Source organism: Undibacterium sp. CY21W (assembly GCF_014284265.1).
Taxonomy (GTDB): Bacteria; Pseudomonadota; Gammaproteobacteria; order Burkholderiales; family Burkholderiaceae_D; genus Undibacterium; species Undibacterium aquatile.
Map to the genome: position 1 here is coordinate 433,958 of NZ_JACOGE010000003.1, position 18,558 is coordinate 452,515.

Annotated in this window: 15 protein-coding genes; 5 read left to right on the top strand and 10 right to left on the bottom strand. The window is 50.4% G+C overall.

Annotated elements, in window-relative coordinates; all coding sequences use genetic code 11:
- Positions 1-2 precede the first annotated feature (2 nt).
- From H8K29_RS09935 to H8K29_RS09955, 5 genes are all read right to left on the bottom strand, one after another.
- Entirely contained in the window at positions 3-1,889 is a 1,887-nt protein-coding gene (locus H8K29_RS09935; protein WP_186897444.1) for an MFS transporter, read from the bottom strand.
- Between the two features lie 175 nt (positions 1,890-2,064).
- Positions 2,065-2,799, bottom strand: a complete 735-nt coding sequence (locus H8K29_RS09940) for a polysaccharide deacetylase family protein (RefSeq protein WP_186897445.1) — start codon at positions 2,797-2,799, stop codon at positions 2,065-2,067.
- The gene (locus tag H8K29_RS09945) at positions 2,796-4,115 is read right to left on the bottom strand and encodes a hypothetical protein (protein WP_186897446.1); all 1,320 of its coding nucleotides are present in this window, start codon (positions 4,113-4,115) and stop codon (positions 2,796-2,798) included. The genes H8K29_RS09940 and H8K29_RS09945 overlap by 4 nt, the downstream gene beginning before the upstream one ends.
- Positions 4,116-4,128: 13 nt before the next feature.
- Positions 4,129-4,821: a lipoprotein-releasing ABC transporter ATP-binding protein LolD gene (lolD, locus tag H8K29_RS09950; protein WP_186897447.1), complete on the bottom strand. Its 693-nt coding sequence runs from the start codon at positions 4,819-4,821 to the stop codon at positions 4,129-4,131.
- Positions 4,814-6,070: a lipoprotein-releasing ABC transporter permease subunit gene (locus tag H8K29_RS09955; RefSeq protein ID WP_186897448.1), complete on the bottom strand. Its 1,257-nt coding sequence runs from the start codon at positions 6,068-6,070 to the stop codon at positions 4,814-4,816. Before H8K29_RS09955 ends, lolD begins: the two co-directional genes overlap by 8 nt.
- A 57-nt stretch (positions 6,071-6,127) precedes the next feature.
- Here H8K29_RS09955 and H8K29_RS09960 point away from each other — a divergent pair, with 57 nt between their 5' ends.
- Together H8K29_RS09960 and recJ are read left to right on the top strand one after the other, a co-directional pair.
- Positions 6,128-7,159 carry a hypothetical protein gene (locus tag H8K29_RS09960; RefSeq protein ID WP_186897449.1) on the top strand — a complete coding sequence of 344 codons (1,032 nt, stop codon included), beginning with the start codon at positions 6,128-6,130 and terminating at the stop codon, positions 7,157-7,159.
- Positions 7,156-8,847: a single-stranded-DNA-specific exonuclease RecJ gene (gene recJ, locus H8K29_RS09965; RefSeq protein WP_186897450.1), complete on the top strand. Its 1,692-nt coding sequence runs from the start codon at positions 7,156-7,158 to the stop codon at positions 8,845-8,847. Before H8K29_RS09960 ends, recJ begins: the two co-directional genes overlap by 4 nt.
- Here recJ and H8K29_RS09970 read toward each other — a convergent pair.
- Positions 8,817-9,503 carry an alpha/beta hydrolase gene (locus tag H8K29_RS09970; RefSeq protein ID WP_186897451.1) on the bottom strand — a complete coding sequence of 229 codons (687 nt, stop codon included), beginning with the start codon at positions 9,501-9,503 and terminating at the stop codon, positions 8,817-8,819. The two genes, recJ and H8K29_RS09970, sit on opposite strands and share 31 nt — an antisense overlap.
- Before the next feature lie 185 nt (positions 9,504-9,688).
- On the opposite strand from H8K29_RS09970, the gene H8K29_RS09975 reads away from it, so the two are divergent.
- The gene (locus H8K29_RS09975) at positions 9,689-11,689 is read left to right on the top strand and encodes a M61 family metallopeptidase (protein ID WP_186897452.1); all 2,001 of its coding nucleotides are present in this window, start codon (positions 9,689-9,691) and stop codon (positions 11,687-11,689) included.
- Positions 11,690-11,811: 122 nt separating this feature from the next.
- Positions 11,812-13,884 (top strand): M13 family metallopeptidase, encoded by a 2,073-nt coding sequence (locus tag H8K29_RS09980; RefSeq protein WP_370527161.1) that lies wholly within the window; start codon positions 11,812-11,814, stop codon positions 13,882-13,884.
- A gap of 322 nt (positions 13,885-14,206) precedes the next feature.
- Here H8K29_RS09980 and H8K29_RS09985 read toward each other — a convergent pair whose 3' ends face one another.
- The 4 genes from H8K29_RS09985 to H8K29_RS10000 all read right to left on the bottom strand — a co-directional run bounded on the left by H8K29_RS09985 (position 14,207) and on the right by H8K29_RS10000 (position 17,664).
- Positions 14,207-14,842, bottom strand: a complete 636-nt coding sequence (locus H8K29_RS09985; protein ID WP_186897453.1) for a hypothetical protein — start codon at positions 14,840-14,842, stop codon at positions 14,207-14,209.
- A gap of 93 nt (positions 14,843-14,935) precedes the next feature.
- Entirely contained in the window at positions 14,936-15,349 is a 414-nt protein-coding gene (locus H8K29_RS09990; RefSeq protein ID WP_186897454.1) for a hypothetical protein, read from the bottom strand.
- Positions 15,350-15,360: 11 nt separating this feature from the next.
- Positions 15,361-17,415: an ATP-dependent DNA helicase gene (locus H8K29_RS09995; protein ID WP_186897455.1), complete on the bottom strand. Its 2,055-nt coding sequence runs from the start codon at positions 17,413-17,415 to the stop codon at positions 15,361-15,363.
- Between the two features lie 48 nt (positions 17,416-17,463).
- Entirely contained in the window at positions 17,464-17,664 is a 201-nt protein-coding gene (locus H8K29_RS10000; RefSeq protein ID WP_186883437.1) for a YdcH family protein, read from the bottom strand.
- A gap of 82 nt (positions 17,665-17,746) precedes the next feature.
- On the opposite strand from H8K29_RS10000, the gene H8K29_RS10005 reads away from it, so the two are divergent.
- On the top strand, positions 17,747-18,547 hold the full coding sequence (locus tag H8K29_RS10005) for a PP2C family serine/threonine-protein phosphatase (protein ID WP_186883438.1): 801 nt from the start codon (positions 17,747-17,749) through the stop codon (positions 18,545-18,547).
- Positions 18,548-18,558: the final 11 nt, after the last annotated feature.

The window sequence follows — 18,558 nt, forward strand, 5'->3', positions numbered from 1 at the left end:
TTTTATCTCCAGTCGCCACGCAATTGTTTTACTTTTGCTTGCAGCACCAACGGTGTTACTTCTGACGCCGCCATTTCTTCACCAACCACTAATTCCAGTTTTGAAAAAGGCCCGCGCCGGAATGCACGCTCAAAGGGGTTGCCTTTGTCGCGTGTGAAAAAGCTCCCCCATAATCCTCGTAAAGCCATCGGATAAACCGGTACCGGCGAGCGCTCCAGAATTTTCATAATTCCGCCTTTGAACTCATTCATATCGCCGGTATGCGTTAGCTTGCCCTCAGGGAAAATACAAACTAATTCCCCTTCATGCAATGCCTGAGCGATATCGATATAGGACTTTTCCATCAGCCACGGGTCTTCTTTGGCCGGCGCAATCGGAATCGCTTTCGCAGTACGGAATATCCAGGACAAAAACGGAATTTTAAAAATTCTGTGATCCATCACAAAGCGAATCGGACGCGGACTGGATGCCCCGATCACAATCGCATCCATATAAGACACGTGATTACAGACCAGCACCGCGCCACCTTCGAGTGGAATCCTATCTGTATTGACGGTTTTGACCCTATGCACAGTCTGAATCAGCAACCATGCGACAAAACGCATCAGGAATTCAGGTACCAGACTGAATATATAAATGGCGACAATCGCATTCAGAATCGCGGTCGCCATGAAAATCTGTGGAATCGTAAAACCATTCTTCAACATCAGCATGGCTGACAGGGAAGCAACGACCATAAACAGCGCATTCAGAATATTCATGCCGGCAATAGTCCGCGACAGATGTTTCGGGTCGCAACGTGTCTGAATTAATGCAAACAAAGGAACGATATAAAAACCGCCAAAGATACCGATCATGACGATGTCAAACAAGATGCGCAAACTGCCTGTCTGTTCTATAAACTGTAAAAAATCAACACCGGAAGTATTGATATAGGCGACGCTGGATAAATACAAATCAAAGCCAAACACCGATAAACCGATAGAGCCAAACGGCACCAGACCAATTTCAACTTTATGACCGGACAGTTTTTCGCATAGCAAGGAACCTGCGCCTATCCCAAACGAAAAAAAGGTCAGTAACAGCACGAAAACACTATGGTCGCCATGCAGATAATTTTTGGCATATGAAGGAAATTGCGCCAGCAATATGGCGCCGTAAAACCAGAACCAGGAATTTCCCAGTAAGGAAAGAAACACAGGCCGGTTCTGTTTGCTGAAACTGATATTGCGCACCGTTTCCGTGGCGGCATTCCAGTTAATCTTCAATTCCGGTTCCGGTGCAGGTGAATATGGAATTCTGCGACTCGTCAGGTAACCAATCACCGCAACAATGACCGCACCAACAGCAACCAGTTCTACTCCCCATGGTTTATGGGTAACCAGCATTGCACCCAGAATCTCTCCCAGCAAAATACCAACAAACGTTCCCATTTCTATCAGGCCGTTACCGCCAACCAACTCATCTGTTTGCAAATGCTGCGGCAAATACGCATATTTCACGGGGCCGAACAAGGTTGAATGTATTCCCATACCAGCCACCGCAGCGATCAGTACCCACAGGTTGTGGCTCATCCAGCCGAATGCTGCGATCAGCATAATGATAATTTCCAGCAGCTTAATTTTCCGCGCCATGCCGCCTTTTTCAAACTTATCGGCAAACTGCCCCGATGTCGCAGAAAACAGAACAAACGGCAGAATGAATAGGCCCGGAATGAGATTGTTCAGCAAATCGACATCCATGTTCGCCCAATTCAACGCGTCATAAGTCAATATGGTCAACAGCGCTATTTTGAAAAAATTATCATTAAATGCACCAAAGAATTGCGTCCAGAAAAATGGGGCAAAACGTCGTTGGGTAAGCAGCGCGAACTGACTGTGTTTGCTCATAAAGTTGCTCGTTAAAAAAGGCGAAAAGGAAGTGTGAGATTGTAACTGACAAGATTGCAAAATAAGTAAGCATCTGTAAATTCAGCAACAATGAGCAGGCGTCTCCATGCCATGTGCAACAAGGATTAGAGATGCAGCTAAGAAATGACGTGCAGTAAGGCGATCCCAGCGGAAGTTACGATTGAAAAAAATCAATCGCTTTTTCTACAGTCAGAATACGGCAAGAGGACTGGCTTGCTATCCGCAATGCCATTTCCAGTTGTTCCGGGGTTGTGCCCCACGGACCAGGCTCATTCCTGACCTCATGAGAATAAAAAATCAGCCAGCCGCCTTCATTTGCGGTTTGCTGAATCAGTTGTAATACCGTATCAGCATCGGTCTTATCCGCATACAAGGCTTGTGCACGCAAGGCGGATAAATCCGCTTTTCCTATGTGTGTGCCACCGCCAGTGATGCGGTTGTACAAGAATCGTTCCGAAGCGGCTATTTTGCTGGGTAAATCGTAGGCGCCAAACGGGAATGCAAATCCCCTATTCGGCAATTGATGCGTCTCAAAAAACGCCTGATTGCGCTGCCAATCCTGACGCAGAGCAGAAAGACTATTGTTGGCGCAGTTCATGTGGGAATAAGTATGGCAGCCAATTTCATGGCCATCTGCAATAAGTTTCTGCAAATCTTTCACGCTGTGACAGGTCTGCCCCTGCTCTGTACCGTCAGTTAATTTGCCGCAAACGTAAAAACTGCCACGTGCCTGATAGCGTTCCAGTATTTCTGCGCCAATATGACAAGCGCTGGCCGGCACATCGTCAAACGAAAAACTGACGACACCTTGTTGCTTGCGCAAATTAATCCACCGCCCTGCGAGATGGCGTGCTGCAAAGCGGCTGGCTTTTTTGTACAAGGACATCATTCGCGTATCGGCTCTGTGGCGCTTAAAGATTGTTGATAACGCTGCAAACCTAATCGTGCAGCACTGCCGGGAAGATTCTCAAACGTATATTCTATGCCAAGACGGACGACCCCTTGCCTGAGTTTGATATCGTCAGCAGCCCTATCTGTTTTTTCGTAAAAGCTGTCGAATAACAGCCGGAAACCACGTTCGAACTGGTAACTCGCACCAACACCGATGCGTTGTAATTTCTCTTTGCGGGAAGAATTATTGTCAGGTCTGACTAATCTGGGAATCAGCTCCTGATCACTATTCTGCAGCAAGGCTGAAAAATTGACGTTAGTTTTATCCGACCACTTCCACAACGCGTCAACGCGCGCACCTTTACTGACCACATACAGAATTGAGGGGTCAACGATCGTAAATGGTCTGTCGAATAGCTGCAAATCCAGTCTTAACATTGTTGAGTAATGATAAGTGCCACGCCAGATCGCGTTAAATAAACGGGTATCACGTTCGTGCAACACATCATAGCGGCGACGTATCAGCCCCAGATGGGCGCTGGTGATGGTCTTGATGCTATAGCGCCACTCACCATCCAGATACAGCTCCGTTTCTTTGTATTTTTTATCCAGATCCCGCACTTGCTCTGGCGTTCTGTCGGCAAAACGGGTCTCAGATAAACGCGTCCCAGCCTCGATACTGGAACCCGTTGGCGACATAAAACGCAAACCTAGCTGCTGACCGCGTTCGTCAAAGTTATATAACTGGTTCAGGTCCAGATCGTAGTTCAGCGCATTCCGAAACAGGCTCGCACTAAGCATCCAGTCGTCATCTGGTTTTATTCTGACGTCTGCTCCGGCACGGCGCGAATGCGCGATATCCCGCTCCGTCAGGCTGCCATTAATGTACTCAAACAAACGTTTATCTTTACCGGCATATACCCTGCCACTGACAGACTTACCTGCCTGCCAATCAAAAGCAGCGTCCGCCGCGCCTGGTTGATGGTCAAGCTGACGGTATTCCTTGTAATGGCGATTTCCGAGAGAGCCGCTGAGAGTCAGGCGAGTCTGATCAGACAACAAAGGGATAATGGCGCCAGCGCGGATATCGCTTGCATTCACAGTCTCGGTCAGACGTTGTATCTGTTCCTGCTTACGCCCGCCCCCAGCCTGATCGTCATAAAAGCGAAATGGATTAGTATCCTGGGACAGTGAAGTTTCTAATTGCAGCACCAGTTCCGTGGTCGCGAACGCAGGCCATGAGCTCAGCACCAACAGACAAGCTACACCCGTTTTTTTGTACTTGCTATTGAACTGCGTCGCCGTCCGCTTCATAGACTCAGCAACCTTATTGCTGTAGCAGACCCTGTTCCGATAAACGGAACACGCGATCGCAACGTCCGGCAAGCCCGGCATCATGGGTCACAATCACAAAAGCGGTACCCAATGTTCTGGATAATTCCAGCATCAAAGCAAACACTTGTTGCGCAGTACCGCTGTCGAGATTGCCCGTTGGTTCATCTGCCAACACACAGGCTGGCTGCGTCACCAAGGCACGTGCCAGAGCAACTCGTTGTCGCTCGCCACCAGATAACTCACCCGGCACATGCGTGACTCTGTGCTCCAGCCCGACTTTGCTCAGTATCGCCTGCGCCTGCTGACGTGCCTCCGCACGCGGAATACGGCGAATCAGCAAAGGCATTGCGACGTTATCAAGCGCAGAAAATTCCGGCAGTAAATGATGGAACTGATACACAAAGCCCAAAGAACGATTACGCATCACGCCACGCACAGACTCACTCAGGTTTGCGAGATCTTCACCCAGAAGACGAACCTGACCTGTCGTCGGCGTATCGAGGCCACCTAACAGATGCAACAACGTCGATTTACCTGAGCCAGATGCACCGATAATTGCGACGCGCTCTCCGGCATTGACTGTCAGATCAATTCCCTGCAACACCTTGACCGCTTCCGCGCCTTCATTGAAGGTTTTGCCAAGCTGGGTACAACTTAAAATTGCTTTTTCTGTGAAATTACTCATAACGCAAGGCCTCCGCCGGTTTAACGCAGGCTGCTCGCCAGCTGGGATAAATAGTTGCGGCAAATGCCAATACAACCGCCATGCTGCTGATTTGCCAAACGTCTGCCCAACGCAGATCAGACGGCAAAGCACTGATGAAATACAGATCTTTCGGTAGGAAATTGACGCCTAACATATGTTCGATCGCGGGCACAATCACATCAATATTCAACGCCACCAGAACGCCGAGCGCGACGCCTAAGCCAGTACCAATCAGGCCAACGAGTCCGCCTTGTATCATGAATATTTTCATGATGGAACCTGGCGAAGCACCAAGTGTACGAAGAATCGCAATATCCGCCTGCTTATCGGTGACAGTCATCACCAGCGTGGACACCAGATTAAACGCAGCCACCGCCACAATCAGCGCCAGAATAATGAACATCATCGTCTTTTCTGTTTTGACGGCGGAAAAATAGTTACGGTTTTGTTGCGACCAATCGCGTATCAGTAAATCACCGGTCAAGGTTTGCGACAATTCCAACGCAACCTGCGGCGCTTTTAACATATCCTTGATACGCAGACGCAAGCCAGAAGGTGCAGACAGGCGGAAAAATTTCTGCGCATCTTCGATCTGCATAAATCCCATACCCGAATCGAATTCATAATGTCCGGCATCAAAAATTCCGACCACATTAAATGCTTTCAGACGCGGCACCATGCCTGCAGGCGTCATCTGTCCTTCGGGTGCTGCCAGTGTCACCTTATCGCCAACCCTGACATGCAGACTGCTCGCCAACGCGGTACCCAGAATAATATTGAACTCTCCCGGTCTCAGGTCTTCCCATCTTCCGACTTTGATTTTTGTCGCCACTTCCGACACTTTCGGTTCCTGATCAGGCAATACGCCACGCAGAATCACGCCGCGCATCACATCGTCGCGGATAATCATCGCCTGCCCGTCAACGTAAGGCGCACTGGCGACAACAGAAGAATTTTTCTGTGCCTGCAGTGCCGTATTTTTCCAGTCCGGCATAGAACCGGCTGCGTCAAATACTTCAATATGCGATAGCACCGATAACATGCGGTCGCGGACTTCTTTCTGAAATCCATTCATCACCGACAGCACAATAATCAGCGCGGCAACGCCTAATGCGATCCCGAACATAGAGATCATGGAAATGAAGGAAATGAAGCTATTACGACCACTGCGACGTCCGGCGCGCGTGTAACGCAGACCCACTAGCCATTCAAAAGAGAGATTTTTCACTGCAAATGTCGTTTCAAGGAATTAAGGCAGACAGAAGTTTGCCATACAATACGCTCTATGAAAAATTTAGAACTGATATTGCCGTTCAGCATACCCCCATCCGGACTGGAAAATGATCTGCTCAAAGCGATGCAAACGCCTGCACTGGCTCGCTTGATTGCATCTGCAAAGCGCATGCCACTCAAGAACATTGATCCATTTTCCAAAGCACTGGTACATGAATATTTTCTGGCAAACGAACTGCAAGGTGCACACGACTGCGACCCGCCAGTCACGTTAAACCGTATGCGGGACATGGGTTTGCAGCCCGCTGATGGGCGCTGGTTCACACTGCAACCGGTGCATATTCATATCGCCCGCGATCATTTGGTTCTGACTGACCAACGACGACTCGACATCTCCGAACAAGAATCGCGCGTCTTGTTTGAGATTGCAAAAACAGCGACCGACGAAGCAGGCATGACACTACAGTATGGCGACGCATCGACCTGGTTTCTGCGTGCTGATGGCTGGTCTGGATTAACAACAGCCAGCGCTGATGCGGCCTGCGGCCATAATGTCGATATCTGGATGCCGGATGGCGAACATGCAAGAGCATGGCGCAAGCTGCAAAATGAAATTCAGATGATGTGGTTCGCACATACGCTGAATGATGAGCGTGAAGCGCAAGGAAAAAAAGCCATTAACTCGGTCTGGCTCTCCGGTGGTGCCGACACGCTGATGAAAAAAGAAAAGCGCATCCATACTGCGCAGTCGTTTGCCGATTTGCTGTCTGCACCAGATTTACAAAATTCCCAAAACGCACAAAACAAGACAACTTCAACAGACACGACCTGCGTCTTACTTGAACATTTAACTGAGTCCGCAATCAATAGCGATTGGGGACAATGGCTGACGCAAATGCAGACCTTGGAAAACGACTGGTTTGCGCCTGTGTTGGCGGCATTAAAAAGCCGCCAGCTCAACAGCATCACCCTGCACTGCTCTGACGCACATCTGCTTGCCAGCTTTAAGCTGACGCCGTGGTCGCTGCGCCAATTTTGGATCAAGCCCCGCCTGCAAGCACTTTTTACACTGAAGCCAACATGACCCGCATTACCACCCGCCCCTATTCCCTGCGCGAATCAGAAATGCTGCGGCAAAACGGCATGCATCCGGTGTTGGCGCGCCTGTATGCGGCACGTGGCGTACTGAGCGAAACCGAATTGAGCACAGAATTAAGTGCCATGTTGCCGCCATCAGGCTTATTGCAGATAGAAAAAGCGGCGGTCTTTCTGGCAGACGCGATCGCCGCACGTAAGAAATTAGTCATCGTTGCCGACTATGACTGCGACGGCGCTACGGCCTGTGCGGTCGCCATTCGCGGCTTACGTATGCTGGGGGCGAATGTTGATTACATCGTGCCGAATCGTTTTGAATACGGCTATGGTCTGACGCCGGAAATCGTTGCGCTGACCATACGCGAAAAATCACCGGATATCATCGTCACCGTTGACAACGGCATCGCCAGTGTTGACGGCGTTGCGGCTGCACAAGCGCACGGCATCGCGGTACTCGTGACCGATCATCATTTACCCGGCGCGCAATTGCCAGATGCCGAGGTGATCGTCAATCCGAGTCAACCCGGCTGCACTTTCGACAGTAAGCATCTGGCTGGCGTTGGCGTGATGTTTTATGTGTTACTCGCGCTGCGGGCAGAATTGCGTAAGCGCGGCGTATTTGACCAGCAACAACAGCCCAAGCTCGATACCCTGCTTGATCTGGTCGCCCTCGGCACGGTTGCTGACGTCGTGCGGCTCGATGCCAATAACCGCATACTCGTTGCGCAAGGGCTTAAACGCATGCGCGCCGGACGTGTTTGTGCGGGCATTGCAGCGCTATTTAGAGTCGCCGGTCGCGAACCGCGTAACGCCAGCCCGTTTGATCTTGGTTTTGCGCTCGGCCCGCGCTTAAATGCCGCTGGCCGTCTTGCCGATATGTCGCTGGGCATAGAATGCCTGACGACCGACGACGAAGGTCGTGCCTGGCAAATCGCGCAGGAGCTCAACGGCATCAATGCCGACCGCAAAGACATAGAACGCGACATGCAAGACGTTGCGCTGCTGCATCTGGATCAGTTCGAACCTGCTACCAGCCACACCATTACCGTGTTTGACGAAAGCTGGCATCAGGGTGTGATCGGCATCGTCGCCTCGCGGCTCAAAGATAAGTTTTATCGCCCCACCATCACTTTTGCGCCCGGTGGCGATGGTCTGATCAAAGGTTCGGGCCGTTCTATCCCAGGCTTTCACCTGCGTGATGCACTCGATCTGGTCTCGAAACATGCGCCGACGCTGATACAGAAATTCGGCGGCCACTCAATGGCAGCCGGATTGACCTTACGCCACGACGATTTACCCGCATTTCAGCAAGCCTTTGAAGCCGTGGGAAAAAGCTGGTTGCAACAACATCAGTTAGAACGAATCATCGAAACCGACGGCGCATTGGAAGAAGCCTATTTCAGCACCGACTTTATCGCCTTAATGGATAGCCAGGTCTGGGGCCAGGGTTTTCCGCCACCGGTGTTCTGCGATGACTTTAAACTGATCTCACAACGCATCCTGAAAGAACGTCATTTAAAACTGGTGCTGGAGAAAAAAGGCGTTCGTTATGACGCCATCTGGTTCGGCCATACCGACACCCTGAGCGAGCATGTGCATGTCGCATTCCGGCTCGATGCCAATGAATACAACGGCGTCACCAGGGTTCAGTTATTGGTCGAGCATATTGAATGCTGACGCGTCAGAAACTGCACGACGGTATCCGCCGCCAGCGCCATGTTTTCTGCTGACGCACGTGCAAGTAACTGCGTATCCGGCGCGTAAATTTGCAGCAGATGATCACCGCGCAGCAGTGTTAAGGTGATATTTGCTACAGCGTGATTCGCGACACGATGCACGCTAGCAACCGTGCAATGAGGATCATTGTCGCCGCAGACGATCTGCAACGGGCGGGATTCTGCGAGCAGACCCGGGGAATATGTGTCGGTAACATTGCATGGCTGTCCATCTTGCATTTCATCGAACAAGGGTGTCATCAGCACGCCGTTTTTCAATTCCGCGTCGTCGCGCAGTGCCTGCCAGGCAACGATGCTGCCGAATGATTTTCCGACGACATGCACTTGCGCTGGCAATACGCGTGATTCTGCCCGTAACTGCCCTATCACTTCTTTGAGCTGCTCCAACTCATCCTGTAACGCAGATGATGGCTGACCGGCGAGCGGATCACTTTCGTAGAAACACCAGTTAAAACGACATACGGCAAACCCTGCTGCGACCGCTTTATCCGCCAGCAGGCTGAATAACTCCCTGTGCATGGCGTAACGTAAACCCGGGGCAATCACGATTGCGGGAAAAGACCCGCTACCGGCGGGAAAATCGACAACGAAAGTCATGTTTCTATCGTTTCAGGTTTAATTCAGTTTAGATTAAATTTTGACTAATTTTCAATTAAATAGTAACTTAGTTTTGGAAACTAATTTTCATTTACGCAGTCCATGTATTGATCGGTAGCCAATATTATCCAAGTCAGAGACCATAAAAATCCTAAAAGACCTGAGAAACGAAAAGAACCAATTTCATGAGATTGCCCGCCAGTAAACCTTTATCATCAGCGACCGCACTGCTCCCACTCATCGCGCCATTCATCGCATCGTTACTCAGTGGCTTCGTCATGGCGAGTGGCGCTCTTGCAGCAACAGTGAACGCAGCCGCTGACAATAATCAGGTGAATGCTGGGAAATCTGTCAGTAACGTCAACAAAGCCTATCCGGGCGTAGTGCAACTGATCGTTGACGCCAGCGATCTGGACAGGAAAATTTTTAATATCCGGGCGAGTATTCCGGTGCAAGCTGGCCCGCTGACACTGTATTTCCCCGAATGGTTGCCAGGAAAACATGGCACCAACAGTGCGTTAAACCAGCTCGCGGGGCTGCGCTTCAGCGGCAACCAGCAAGCCATTGCCTGGAAACGTGACCCATTAAATATGTACGCGTTTCATCTGCAAATTCCTGCAGGTGTCAGCCAGCTCAATGCCGAATATCAGTTCCTGTCACCGACGGATGATAAATTCGGCCGCGTTACGATGACGCCTGACATCGTCGGTGTGCAATGGAATAACATGATTCTGTATCCGGCGGGCGCAGCGTCTGACCAGATACAGATTCAGCCCACCCTGATTTTGCCAGCCGGGCTTCAATTTGGCAGCGCACTGGAGCTTGCTGAGAAACGTGAGAACCTGAGCCCAAGTCAAAACGAGTTTCAGTTCAAGCCTGTCACCTTGGAAGAACTGGTTGATTCGCCGGTATTTGCAGGGAAATATTTCAAACGTTTTGATCTCAATCCTGGTGCCAAAATACCCGTGCATCTGAATGTGGTGGCGGATAAACCTGAATCGCTGAACGCCACCCCGGAGCAAATCGCCGCACATCAGGCACTGGTGCAACAAGCGACTATTCTGTTTGGCTCGCAACATTATCGCCATTACGATTTTTTACTGTCACTCAGCGACGAATTTTCCGGCATAGGGCTTGAGCATCACCAGTCCAGCGAAAATGGCGTTCGCCCTGGTTACTTCAGCGATTGGGCAAAAAAATCCAGTGGGCGTGATTTACTGGCACATGAATACACCCATTCATGGAACGGAAAATTCCGCCGCCCGGCAGATCTGCTGACACCACATTTCAACACACCGATGCAGGATAGTCTGCTGTGGGTGTATGAAGGCCAGACTCAGTACTGGGGCTATGTATTGGCGGCACGTTCGGGACTAATGAAGCAGGAACACATCCGCGACGTGCTGGCAAACGTGGCCGCTTATTACGCTCATCAGAGCGGGCGCAACTGGCGCAATCTGCAGGACACCACCAATAATCCCGTATTTGTGAGCCGCCGCAGTCAGGCCTGGAGCGATTTTCAGCGTGATGAAGATTATTATCGCGAAGGCGCACTGCTGTGGCTGGAAGTTGATGCACAATTGCGCGCACTGTCTGCAGAAAAATATTCTCTGAATGATTTTGCTGGCAAGTTTTTTGGTGTCAACAACGGCAGCACCACTCCACTCAGCTATCAACTGAGCGATGTGATCCGCACCCTCAATGAGATACAGCCATTTGACTGGGGGTATTTCCTGCAAGAGCGTCTGGAAGGTTTGCAAAGTAAAACCCCAACTGAGAGCCTGGAACTGGCGGGCTGGAAACTGGTGTACACCGAGAAACCGTCTGAGTATGCGAAAGCAACAGAAGATGCACAAGATGGTGACTTTCTGTATTCACTCGGATTCAGTCTGGATAAAACCGGCAAGATCACTCGCCTGCTGTTAAACAGCCCTGCCGGCAAAGCAAATATCCTGAGCAGCAGTCTGATCATCGCCGTTAATGGCAAAAGCTATAAAGCAGACGCCCTGAAATCAGCGATCACCAATGCCAAAACGCAGAAGCAAGCAATAGAGCTGATCGTCAGACATGGTGAATACTACCGCACGATCAGGCTCGATTATTTTGAAGGATTAAAATACCCGGCATTAGTACGTAATAATCAGGTTCCAGACCGGCTGTCGAAAATACTCACACCGTTAAAATGATCAGTACCTTACGACAATAATGCGACCGATCACTCAAGCCTCATCTGTTTATTTCTATCGCGCCCAGCCCTTAAGGCGACGATATTTTTATCGTTCCACCCACCGACAGGAGATCACCAAAAGTGAAAACTCAAGCAATTAAAACACCAACATTCAAAGCGCAGATATTGAGCGCCATTGCATTACTGATCGCTGGGGCTGCCAGTGCATCTGCTGCAGAACCTGCCAAAGTCGCGAGCTTGCAGTCAGGTATTGACGTTCAGTACAACGACAAATCCGTCAAACCACAAGAAGACTTTTACCGTCACGTCAATGGCACCTGGCTGAAAAATGCTCAGATCCCATCAGACCGTTCTTCTGCCGGTGCGTTCATGGATTTGCGCGAAGCAGTTGTGCCACGTCTGCACGCCATCATCGACGGCCTGGCAAAAGCCAAGAATGCCAGCGGTTCGGATGCGCAGAAAATCAGCGATCTGTATGCCAGCTTCATGGATATGAAAAGCATAGAAGCCGCTGGCTTGAAACCATTGCAAGCGGATTTTGCCAAAATCGATGCACTGACTGACAAGAAGCAAATTCCAGCATTGATGGCATGGCTCAACCGCATCAGCGTGACCGCGCCTTACGATATTCAGGTCCATCAGGATAATAAAGATTCGACCAAATACGTGCTCGACATAGGTCAATCCGGTCTGGCGCTGCCTGATCGCGATTACTACCTGAAAGATGACGACGCCAAGCTGAAAGACACCCGCAGCAAATATCTGAAGCACGTCGAAACCATGTTGACGATGTCCGGCGACAAAGAAGCCGCAAAAAATGCGGCGGCAATTCTGGCATTTGAAACAGAACTCGCGAAAGTGCAATGGACCAAAGTTGATTTGCGCGACCCGATCAAGGCTTACAACAAAATTGAAATCAGCAAAATCAATGAGCTGACCGCAGGCTACGACTGGAATGCGTATCTGAACGAACTCGGCGTCACCGGCAAAATTGATTACGTCATTGTTGGTCAACCCAGCTATCTGGTTGGTATGAACAAGGTATTGCAGGAAACCTCGCTCGACAGCATCAAAGCCTACTTCAAGTGGCATTTGCTGAGCTCGGTTGCCAGCCAGTTGCCTAAGCAATACAGCGACGAGAATTTCGCATTCTTTTCAAAAACACTGCGCGGCGTGCCTGAGCAGGAAATCCGCTGGAAACGCGGCGTGCGCCTGGTCGATTCCGGCATGGGTGAAAGCTTAGGCAAACTGTATGTTGCCAAACACTTCCCGGCTGACAGCAAAGCGAAAATGGAAAAATTGGTCGCCAATCTGTTGTTAGCGTACAAGGAAAGTATCGATACGCTGGACTGGATGAGCCCGGAAACGAAGAAAGAAGCGCAGGCAAAACTGGCAACGTTCATGCCGAAAATCGGCTATCCGAATAAGTGGAAAGACTACTCCGCGCTGCGCATCACCAAAGGCGATGCAGTCGGTAATCTGCGTGCGATCCGCAGCTTTGCCGCGCAAACCGAGCTCAATAAACTCGGCAAACCGATTGACCGCGATGAATGGGGCATGACGCCGCAAACCGTGAATGCTTATTACAACCCGGAGATGAATGAAATCGTCTTCCCGGCTGCGATACTGCAACCGCCATTCTTCAACCCGAAAGCGGACGATGCTGTGAATTACGGCGGTATCGGCACCGTGATCGGCCATGAAATCAGCCACGGTTTCGACGATCAGGGCGCACAATATGACGGCGCGGGTAATCTGCGCGACTGGTGGACGAAAGAAGATCACGTCAAGTTCGCTGCCAAAACAGCCGCGCTGGTCAAACAGTACAATGCGTTCAGCCCGGTTCCCGGCTACAACGTCAATGGTGAACTGACACTGGGCGAAAATATTGCCGATAATTCTGGTCTGGCGATTTCTTACAAAGCCTATCAGTTATCCCTCGGCGGCAAACCTGCACCGGTCATCAATGGTTTAACCGGCAATCAGCGTTTCTTCACCGGCTTCGGTCAGGTCTGGCGTGGCAAGTTGCGCGAACAGGAAGCGATCATCCGCATCAAAACCGACCCGCACTCGCCTGGCGAATTCCGCGCCAACGGCTCGCTGCGCAACATGACACCGTTCTATCAGTCGTTCGGTGTCAAAGAAGGCGACAAGATGTATCTGCCGCCAGCAGAACGCGTCACAATCTGGTAATCAGCCAACTGATCGTTTTACTGGCGTATAACAGCGACAGCGGTAGTTCGATATAAAAAGCCGGGCATAGAAATATGCCCGGCTTTTTTGTCTGAAGTACTGAATTTGCCTATCAGCAGGCATAGCGTGCAAAGTATCGCAGCATCGCCCAACATCTGTTTGACACCCTCCGAAGGCTAAATAATGGCTAAATAATACTGGGGGGAGTATATTTTAAAGCCCTTTGTTTATAAGGACATAAAGGCGAAAAACACAGATACTCCCCTGAAAATGCATTTTTTCAGGGAAATTCAGGGTGATTTCAGCTTGGCTTCTGGTTGATTCAGGTTGGTGCAGACGCGCCCAGCAAGATAATTCCCGGAATCAGATTGCGCGCATCCGCCCCGAGATATTCGCGGGTTTCAGCAGGAAAACTCCATGCCATCATGCCTGCCTCCGATGTGCGCAAAGCGGCAATCAGAGCAAGAATATCCGCCTCAAGTTGCTCGGCTGTCGGCGCACAGCTTGCCCTTAAATAGACCGGTAAAAATGCGATGCCGCAGGCGGCTGAGTCTATGCCGTTACGGGTGTGTCCGGCATCTTTGACTGCCGACGCCAGAATTTTATTCGCCAGAAAAACAGCCTGCCGTGAACGCAGCGCCAGATATTCCTGTTTCGCCTCGATGAGTTCGCCACCCTGTTCATCCGAAATCCACAAATCACAGCGCCCCAGCCATTCTTTCGTTGCATGACCGTGCTGGCGGGATTTTCTGGCCTGATATTCTTCCAGTGCCACCCGCCCCGAACGCCAGGCTGCCTGCGCCAGTATCCCGACATTCCTGCGCTCGGTGTACCAATACGCCGCATCGTCCACTTGCTGCGCAAACTCAACGTGGCACGCACCCCACTCCTGCAATACAGGCAGCCATGCGGCAAACCTGTCCTGATCCAGAATTTCTGCCCCGACTATCGCCTTCATCTCACCCTGCCAATGTCTGTTTTATCTCTCATCATCCGCCATACAAGTTAGCAATGCTGTCGTACACAACGTCACTCCGTCATACGGCCGGATTTACTTTGATTCACCGTCAATCTGACGACGCTTCATTTCCGCCACGCGAACAATCACATAGGCGATCAGCGCACAAACAAAAAAGAGCAGCAGCATCCACGCAATGCCTTGTAAAGTCGCGATGATGGTGCGGTATATTTCGAGTATCCAGCGCTCGGAAGTCAGTTCCAGCAGTTTGTTTTCCTTATCAAATCTCGCTGGCACGATGTATTTTTCGAGCTCGTAAATACGCACACCCGAAGAAATGCCAACAACCAGAATCGCAAACTTCATGTATTTCAGCCAGGCCGCGCTGATCGCATCCGCGATGATGCGCTTCAGTATCATGTCTATCGGCTGCGTGAACATACGGGAAACGAGTAAAGCAACAGCAATGGCAACAGCAAAAGTCACCAGCAACAGAGTCAGAAACATTACTTATCCTTTTAAATTCGTTCAGGCATATCAGGTGGAACGCCCTTTTCTGGCGTGACTGTGGTCGTTCTGGCGACATGCAGTTTTTCAAAAAAACTGACCACATCGGCCTCTGCACGGGTACGTGCAAACGAAGGCAGACTTTGCCAGATGCGTTTGCCATACGGTTTGGAAATCAGACGCGGGTCGCAAATCATCAGCACACCACGATCTGTTTCATCACGAATCAGACGCCCTGCTCCCTGTTTCAGATTAATAATCGCTTCGGGTAACTGGTGATGAACAAAGCCATTCAGCCCCTTTTTTTCCATCGCAGTGATCCGGGCAGCAAGCACAGGATCGTCCGGCGGCGAAAAAGGCAATTTATCGATAATCACCAATGACAGCGCTTCACCGCGCACATCCACACCTTCCCAAAAACTCTGGCTACCAATCAACACGCCATTCCCTGCTGCCCGGAAGCGATCGAGTAACTCTGTACGCCCGGCATCACCCTGAACAAACAAGGGGAAATTCAAGCCACGTTTTTCAAATTCCTCTTTAAATCGCTCTGCGCTGAATTTCACCGCTTTGAGTGTCGTGCATAACAAAAACGTGCGCCCGCCTGCCGCAGCGATCACCGGCAATGCAGCTTCCACTACGGCTTCTGCATAATCACGCGAATTCGGCTCAGGCATGCCGTTCGGCACGTATAAAAAGCCTTGTTCCTGATAATTGAACGGACTCGGCCAGGTATGTGCAGGTTCATTCCACAAGCCCATTTGCGAAACGAAATGGCTGAAATCATTTTTGACGGCCATCGTCGCCGATGTGAATATCCATGCGCGGGGCACGCCTTCACGCTGCTTATTGAATATCGGTGCGATCGACAGCGGTGTGCGATGCAGTTGTAGCGAAACAGAAAAGGCTTCGACCCATAAAACGTAATCGCCTTCTTTTTCCTTGCCTTTCGGTTCGGCATTCCAGTCATCGATCTGATCTTGCAGCATGATTGCACGGGCGCGGCATTGCTCTATCGTTTCAGCACGTTCCGCCTGTTTTTCCAGCACAGCGATCATGTCGCTCATGCTGGATTTGAGCGTATCGAGCGCTTCAAAAAACGGACTGGAAGGTGCAATCTGATCGATAGAAAGACGCACAATATCCTGCGGAAATGCCAGGCGTAAATCACGTGCGGCACGTTCAACAGGTGCCACCAGCTTCGCCCATTCAGCACCATCACGGGCATGTGATAAGCCTTCAGCGAGGACGTCGCGGCAGAGCTCCAGCACTTGCGAGGTCGATACCGTTTCGCCAAAAAAGAGGGTCGCAGTTTCTGGTAACTGATGTGCCTCATCGAAAATCACGGTATTGGCCGACGGCAGCAATTCAGCGATGCCAGTGTCTTTCAGCGCAACGTCGGCGAAAAACAAATGGTGATTCACCACCACCACATCTGCCTGTTGCGCTTCCTTACGTGCTTTCATGACGAAGCAATCCTGATAGTACTGACATTCCGATCCCATGCAGGTATCTTTAGTCGATGTCACCAGACTCCAGACGCTGGCATTTTCAGGAACTCGCGACAGTTCAGATTTATCGCCGCTGCTGGTCGTCTTGATGAAGCGCGCGATGTCGCGCAGATAGCCGACATCTTCACGTGAACTGAGACGCCCATTTTGCAGCGTCCGCTCCAGATGATAATGGCACAGATAGTTGGCCCGGCCTTTGAGCAAAGCGACCGAAACCGGCGCCCGCAAGACCTTCTTGATCATGGGAATGTCACGTAAAAACAACTGATCTTGTAAGTTTTTTGTACCAGTTGAAACAATTACTTTCCCACCCCACAGCAAAGCCGGCGTCAGATAGGCATAGGTTTTACCCGTTCCCGTTCCTGCCTCAGCGAGCAAGGTCTTCTGACCGGCGATCGCTGCCGCCACGGATTTCGCCATTTCTGTTTGTGCCTGACGCGGGCGATAGCCGGCAATGCTGTTACTGAGCGGCCCTGTGGAGCCAAAAATCTGCTCGACTTCGGCATCATGCGATACGTTGGTATTTATCGTACTGGTGGGAGTATTTTCAATCAAAATGCGGCAATCAGAAGCTAAAACAGTAATATTATTGGTAAAAATAACTCAGGCAGGCACATCGGGCATCATTTGCATTTTAAGCAGAGTAATATGATCTTTGAGTTGCAATTTACGTTTTTTCAGGCGACGCAATTGCAATTCGTCGTGTGCAGGATCTGTGGTCAACGTGTTAATTACCATGTCGAGATCGCGATGTTCAACCTCTAACTCAATTATTCGTTGTCGCACTTGTTCAGGATGGCTCATAGCCTTCAGCTTAAAGTAAAATAGGATGAATTCTTGGAAATCAGCACAGGCTGAATTCCGTTAGTGTAATCTACCGAGACGTATGAGCCAATATAAGATCGAAGCTGGCACCGGACAACATATCGGTGACCGCCAGGAACAACAAGACCGTGTCGGCTTATTCGCCGCCACCAACGCACCCGGCTACATGATGGCCGTGGTTGCTGACGGCATGGGCGGAAAAAGCGGCGGCGCACTCGCAGCAGAGCAAGTTGTCCGTACGGCCAAACAATTATTTGATGATTTTTATCCGGGCAATGATGTCCGAGCATTACTCGAAAACATTCTGAACGAAGCACACACTGTCATCAAATTATCTGCTGTATCTTCAGAAAAAGAACCGCACAGCACCTTCGTTGCCATGGTCATCACGCCACAGCAACAAGCGATTTGGGCACATGCCGGCGACTCACGTTTATATCGTTTCAGTGGCCCTAATTTTGTCGAAAAGACCCGTGATCACTCTTATGTAGAACAACTCGTCGAAGAAGGAAAAATTCTTCCCGAGGAAGCCAAGACTCATAAACTATCGAACATACTGACGAATGTGCTTGGTTCAACCACCACGCCGCCTTACATCACTTTCGGTCAATACGATGGCTTAAAAGCGCACGACAGCTTTTTACTCTGCTCCGATGGTCTCTGGCATTACTTCGATGATGCAGAGCTCTCTGCCGCCGTTGCCGCAAATTCACCAAGACAGGCATCTGAATTACTGATCAGAAAAGCCCGTGACCGTGGCACGCCACGCGGCGACAACTGCACATTTGCCATTGTCAAATTAGTTGTGCCGCCTGCAGAGGTCAAAAACTATACCGTGCAGAAAATGCGCAGAGCGATATAAGCTTGAAAATT

Coding starts and splice junctions, on each gene's coding strand:
- H8K29_RS09975 (WP_186897452.1), top strand. CDS start 9,689: ATGAGATTGCCCGCCAGTAAACCTTTATCATCAGCGACCGCACTGCTC.
- lolD (WP_186897447.1), bottom strand. CDS start 4,821: ATGAGTAATTTCACAGAAAAAGCAATTTTAAGTTGTACCCAGCTTGGC.
- recJ (WP_186897450.1), top strand. CDS start 7,156: ATGACCCGCATTACCACCCGCCCCTATTCCCTGCGCGAATCAGAAATG.
- H8K29_RS09935 (WP_186897444.1), bottom strand. CDS start 1,889: ATGAGCAAACACAGTCAGTTCGCGCTGCTTACCCAACGACGTTTTGCC.
- H8K29_RS09970 (WP_186897451.1), bottom strand. CDS start 9,503: ATGACTTTCGTTGTCGATTTTCCCGCCGGTAGCGGGTCTTTTCCCGCA.
- H8K29_RS10005 (WP_186883438.1), top strand. CDS start 17,747: ATGAGCCAATATAAGATCGAAGCTGGCACCGGACAACATATCGGTGAC.
- H8K29_RS09945 (WP_186897446.1), bottom strand. CDS start 4,115: ATGAAGCGGACGGCGACGCAGTTCAATAGCAAGTACAAAAAAACGGGT.
- H8K29_RS09960 (WP_186897449.1), top strand. CDS start 6,128: ATGAAAAATTTAGAACTGATATTGCCGTTCAGCATACCCCCATCCGGA.
- H8K29_RS09940 (WP_186897445.1), bottom strand. CDS start 2,799: ATGATGTCCTTGTACAAAAAAGCCAGCCGCTTTGCAGCACGCCATCTC.
- H8K29_RS09985 (WP_186897453.1), bottom strand. CDS start 14,842: ATGAAGGCGATAGTCGGGGCAGAAATTCTGGATCAGGACAGGTTTGCC.
- H8K29_RS09990 (WP_186897454.1), bottom strand. CDS start 15,349: ATGTTTCTGACTCTGTTGCTGGTGACTTTTGCTGTTGCCATTGCTGTT.
- H8K29_RS10000 (WP_186883437.1), bottom strand. CDS start 17,664: ATGAGCCATCCTGAACAAGTGCGACAACGAATAATTGAGTTAGAGGTT.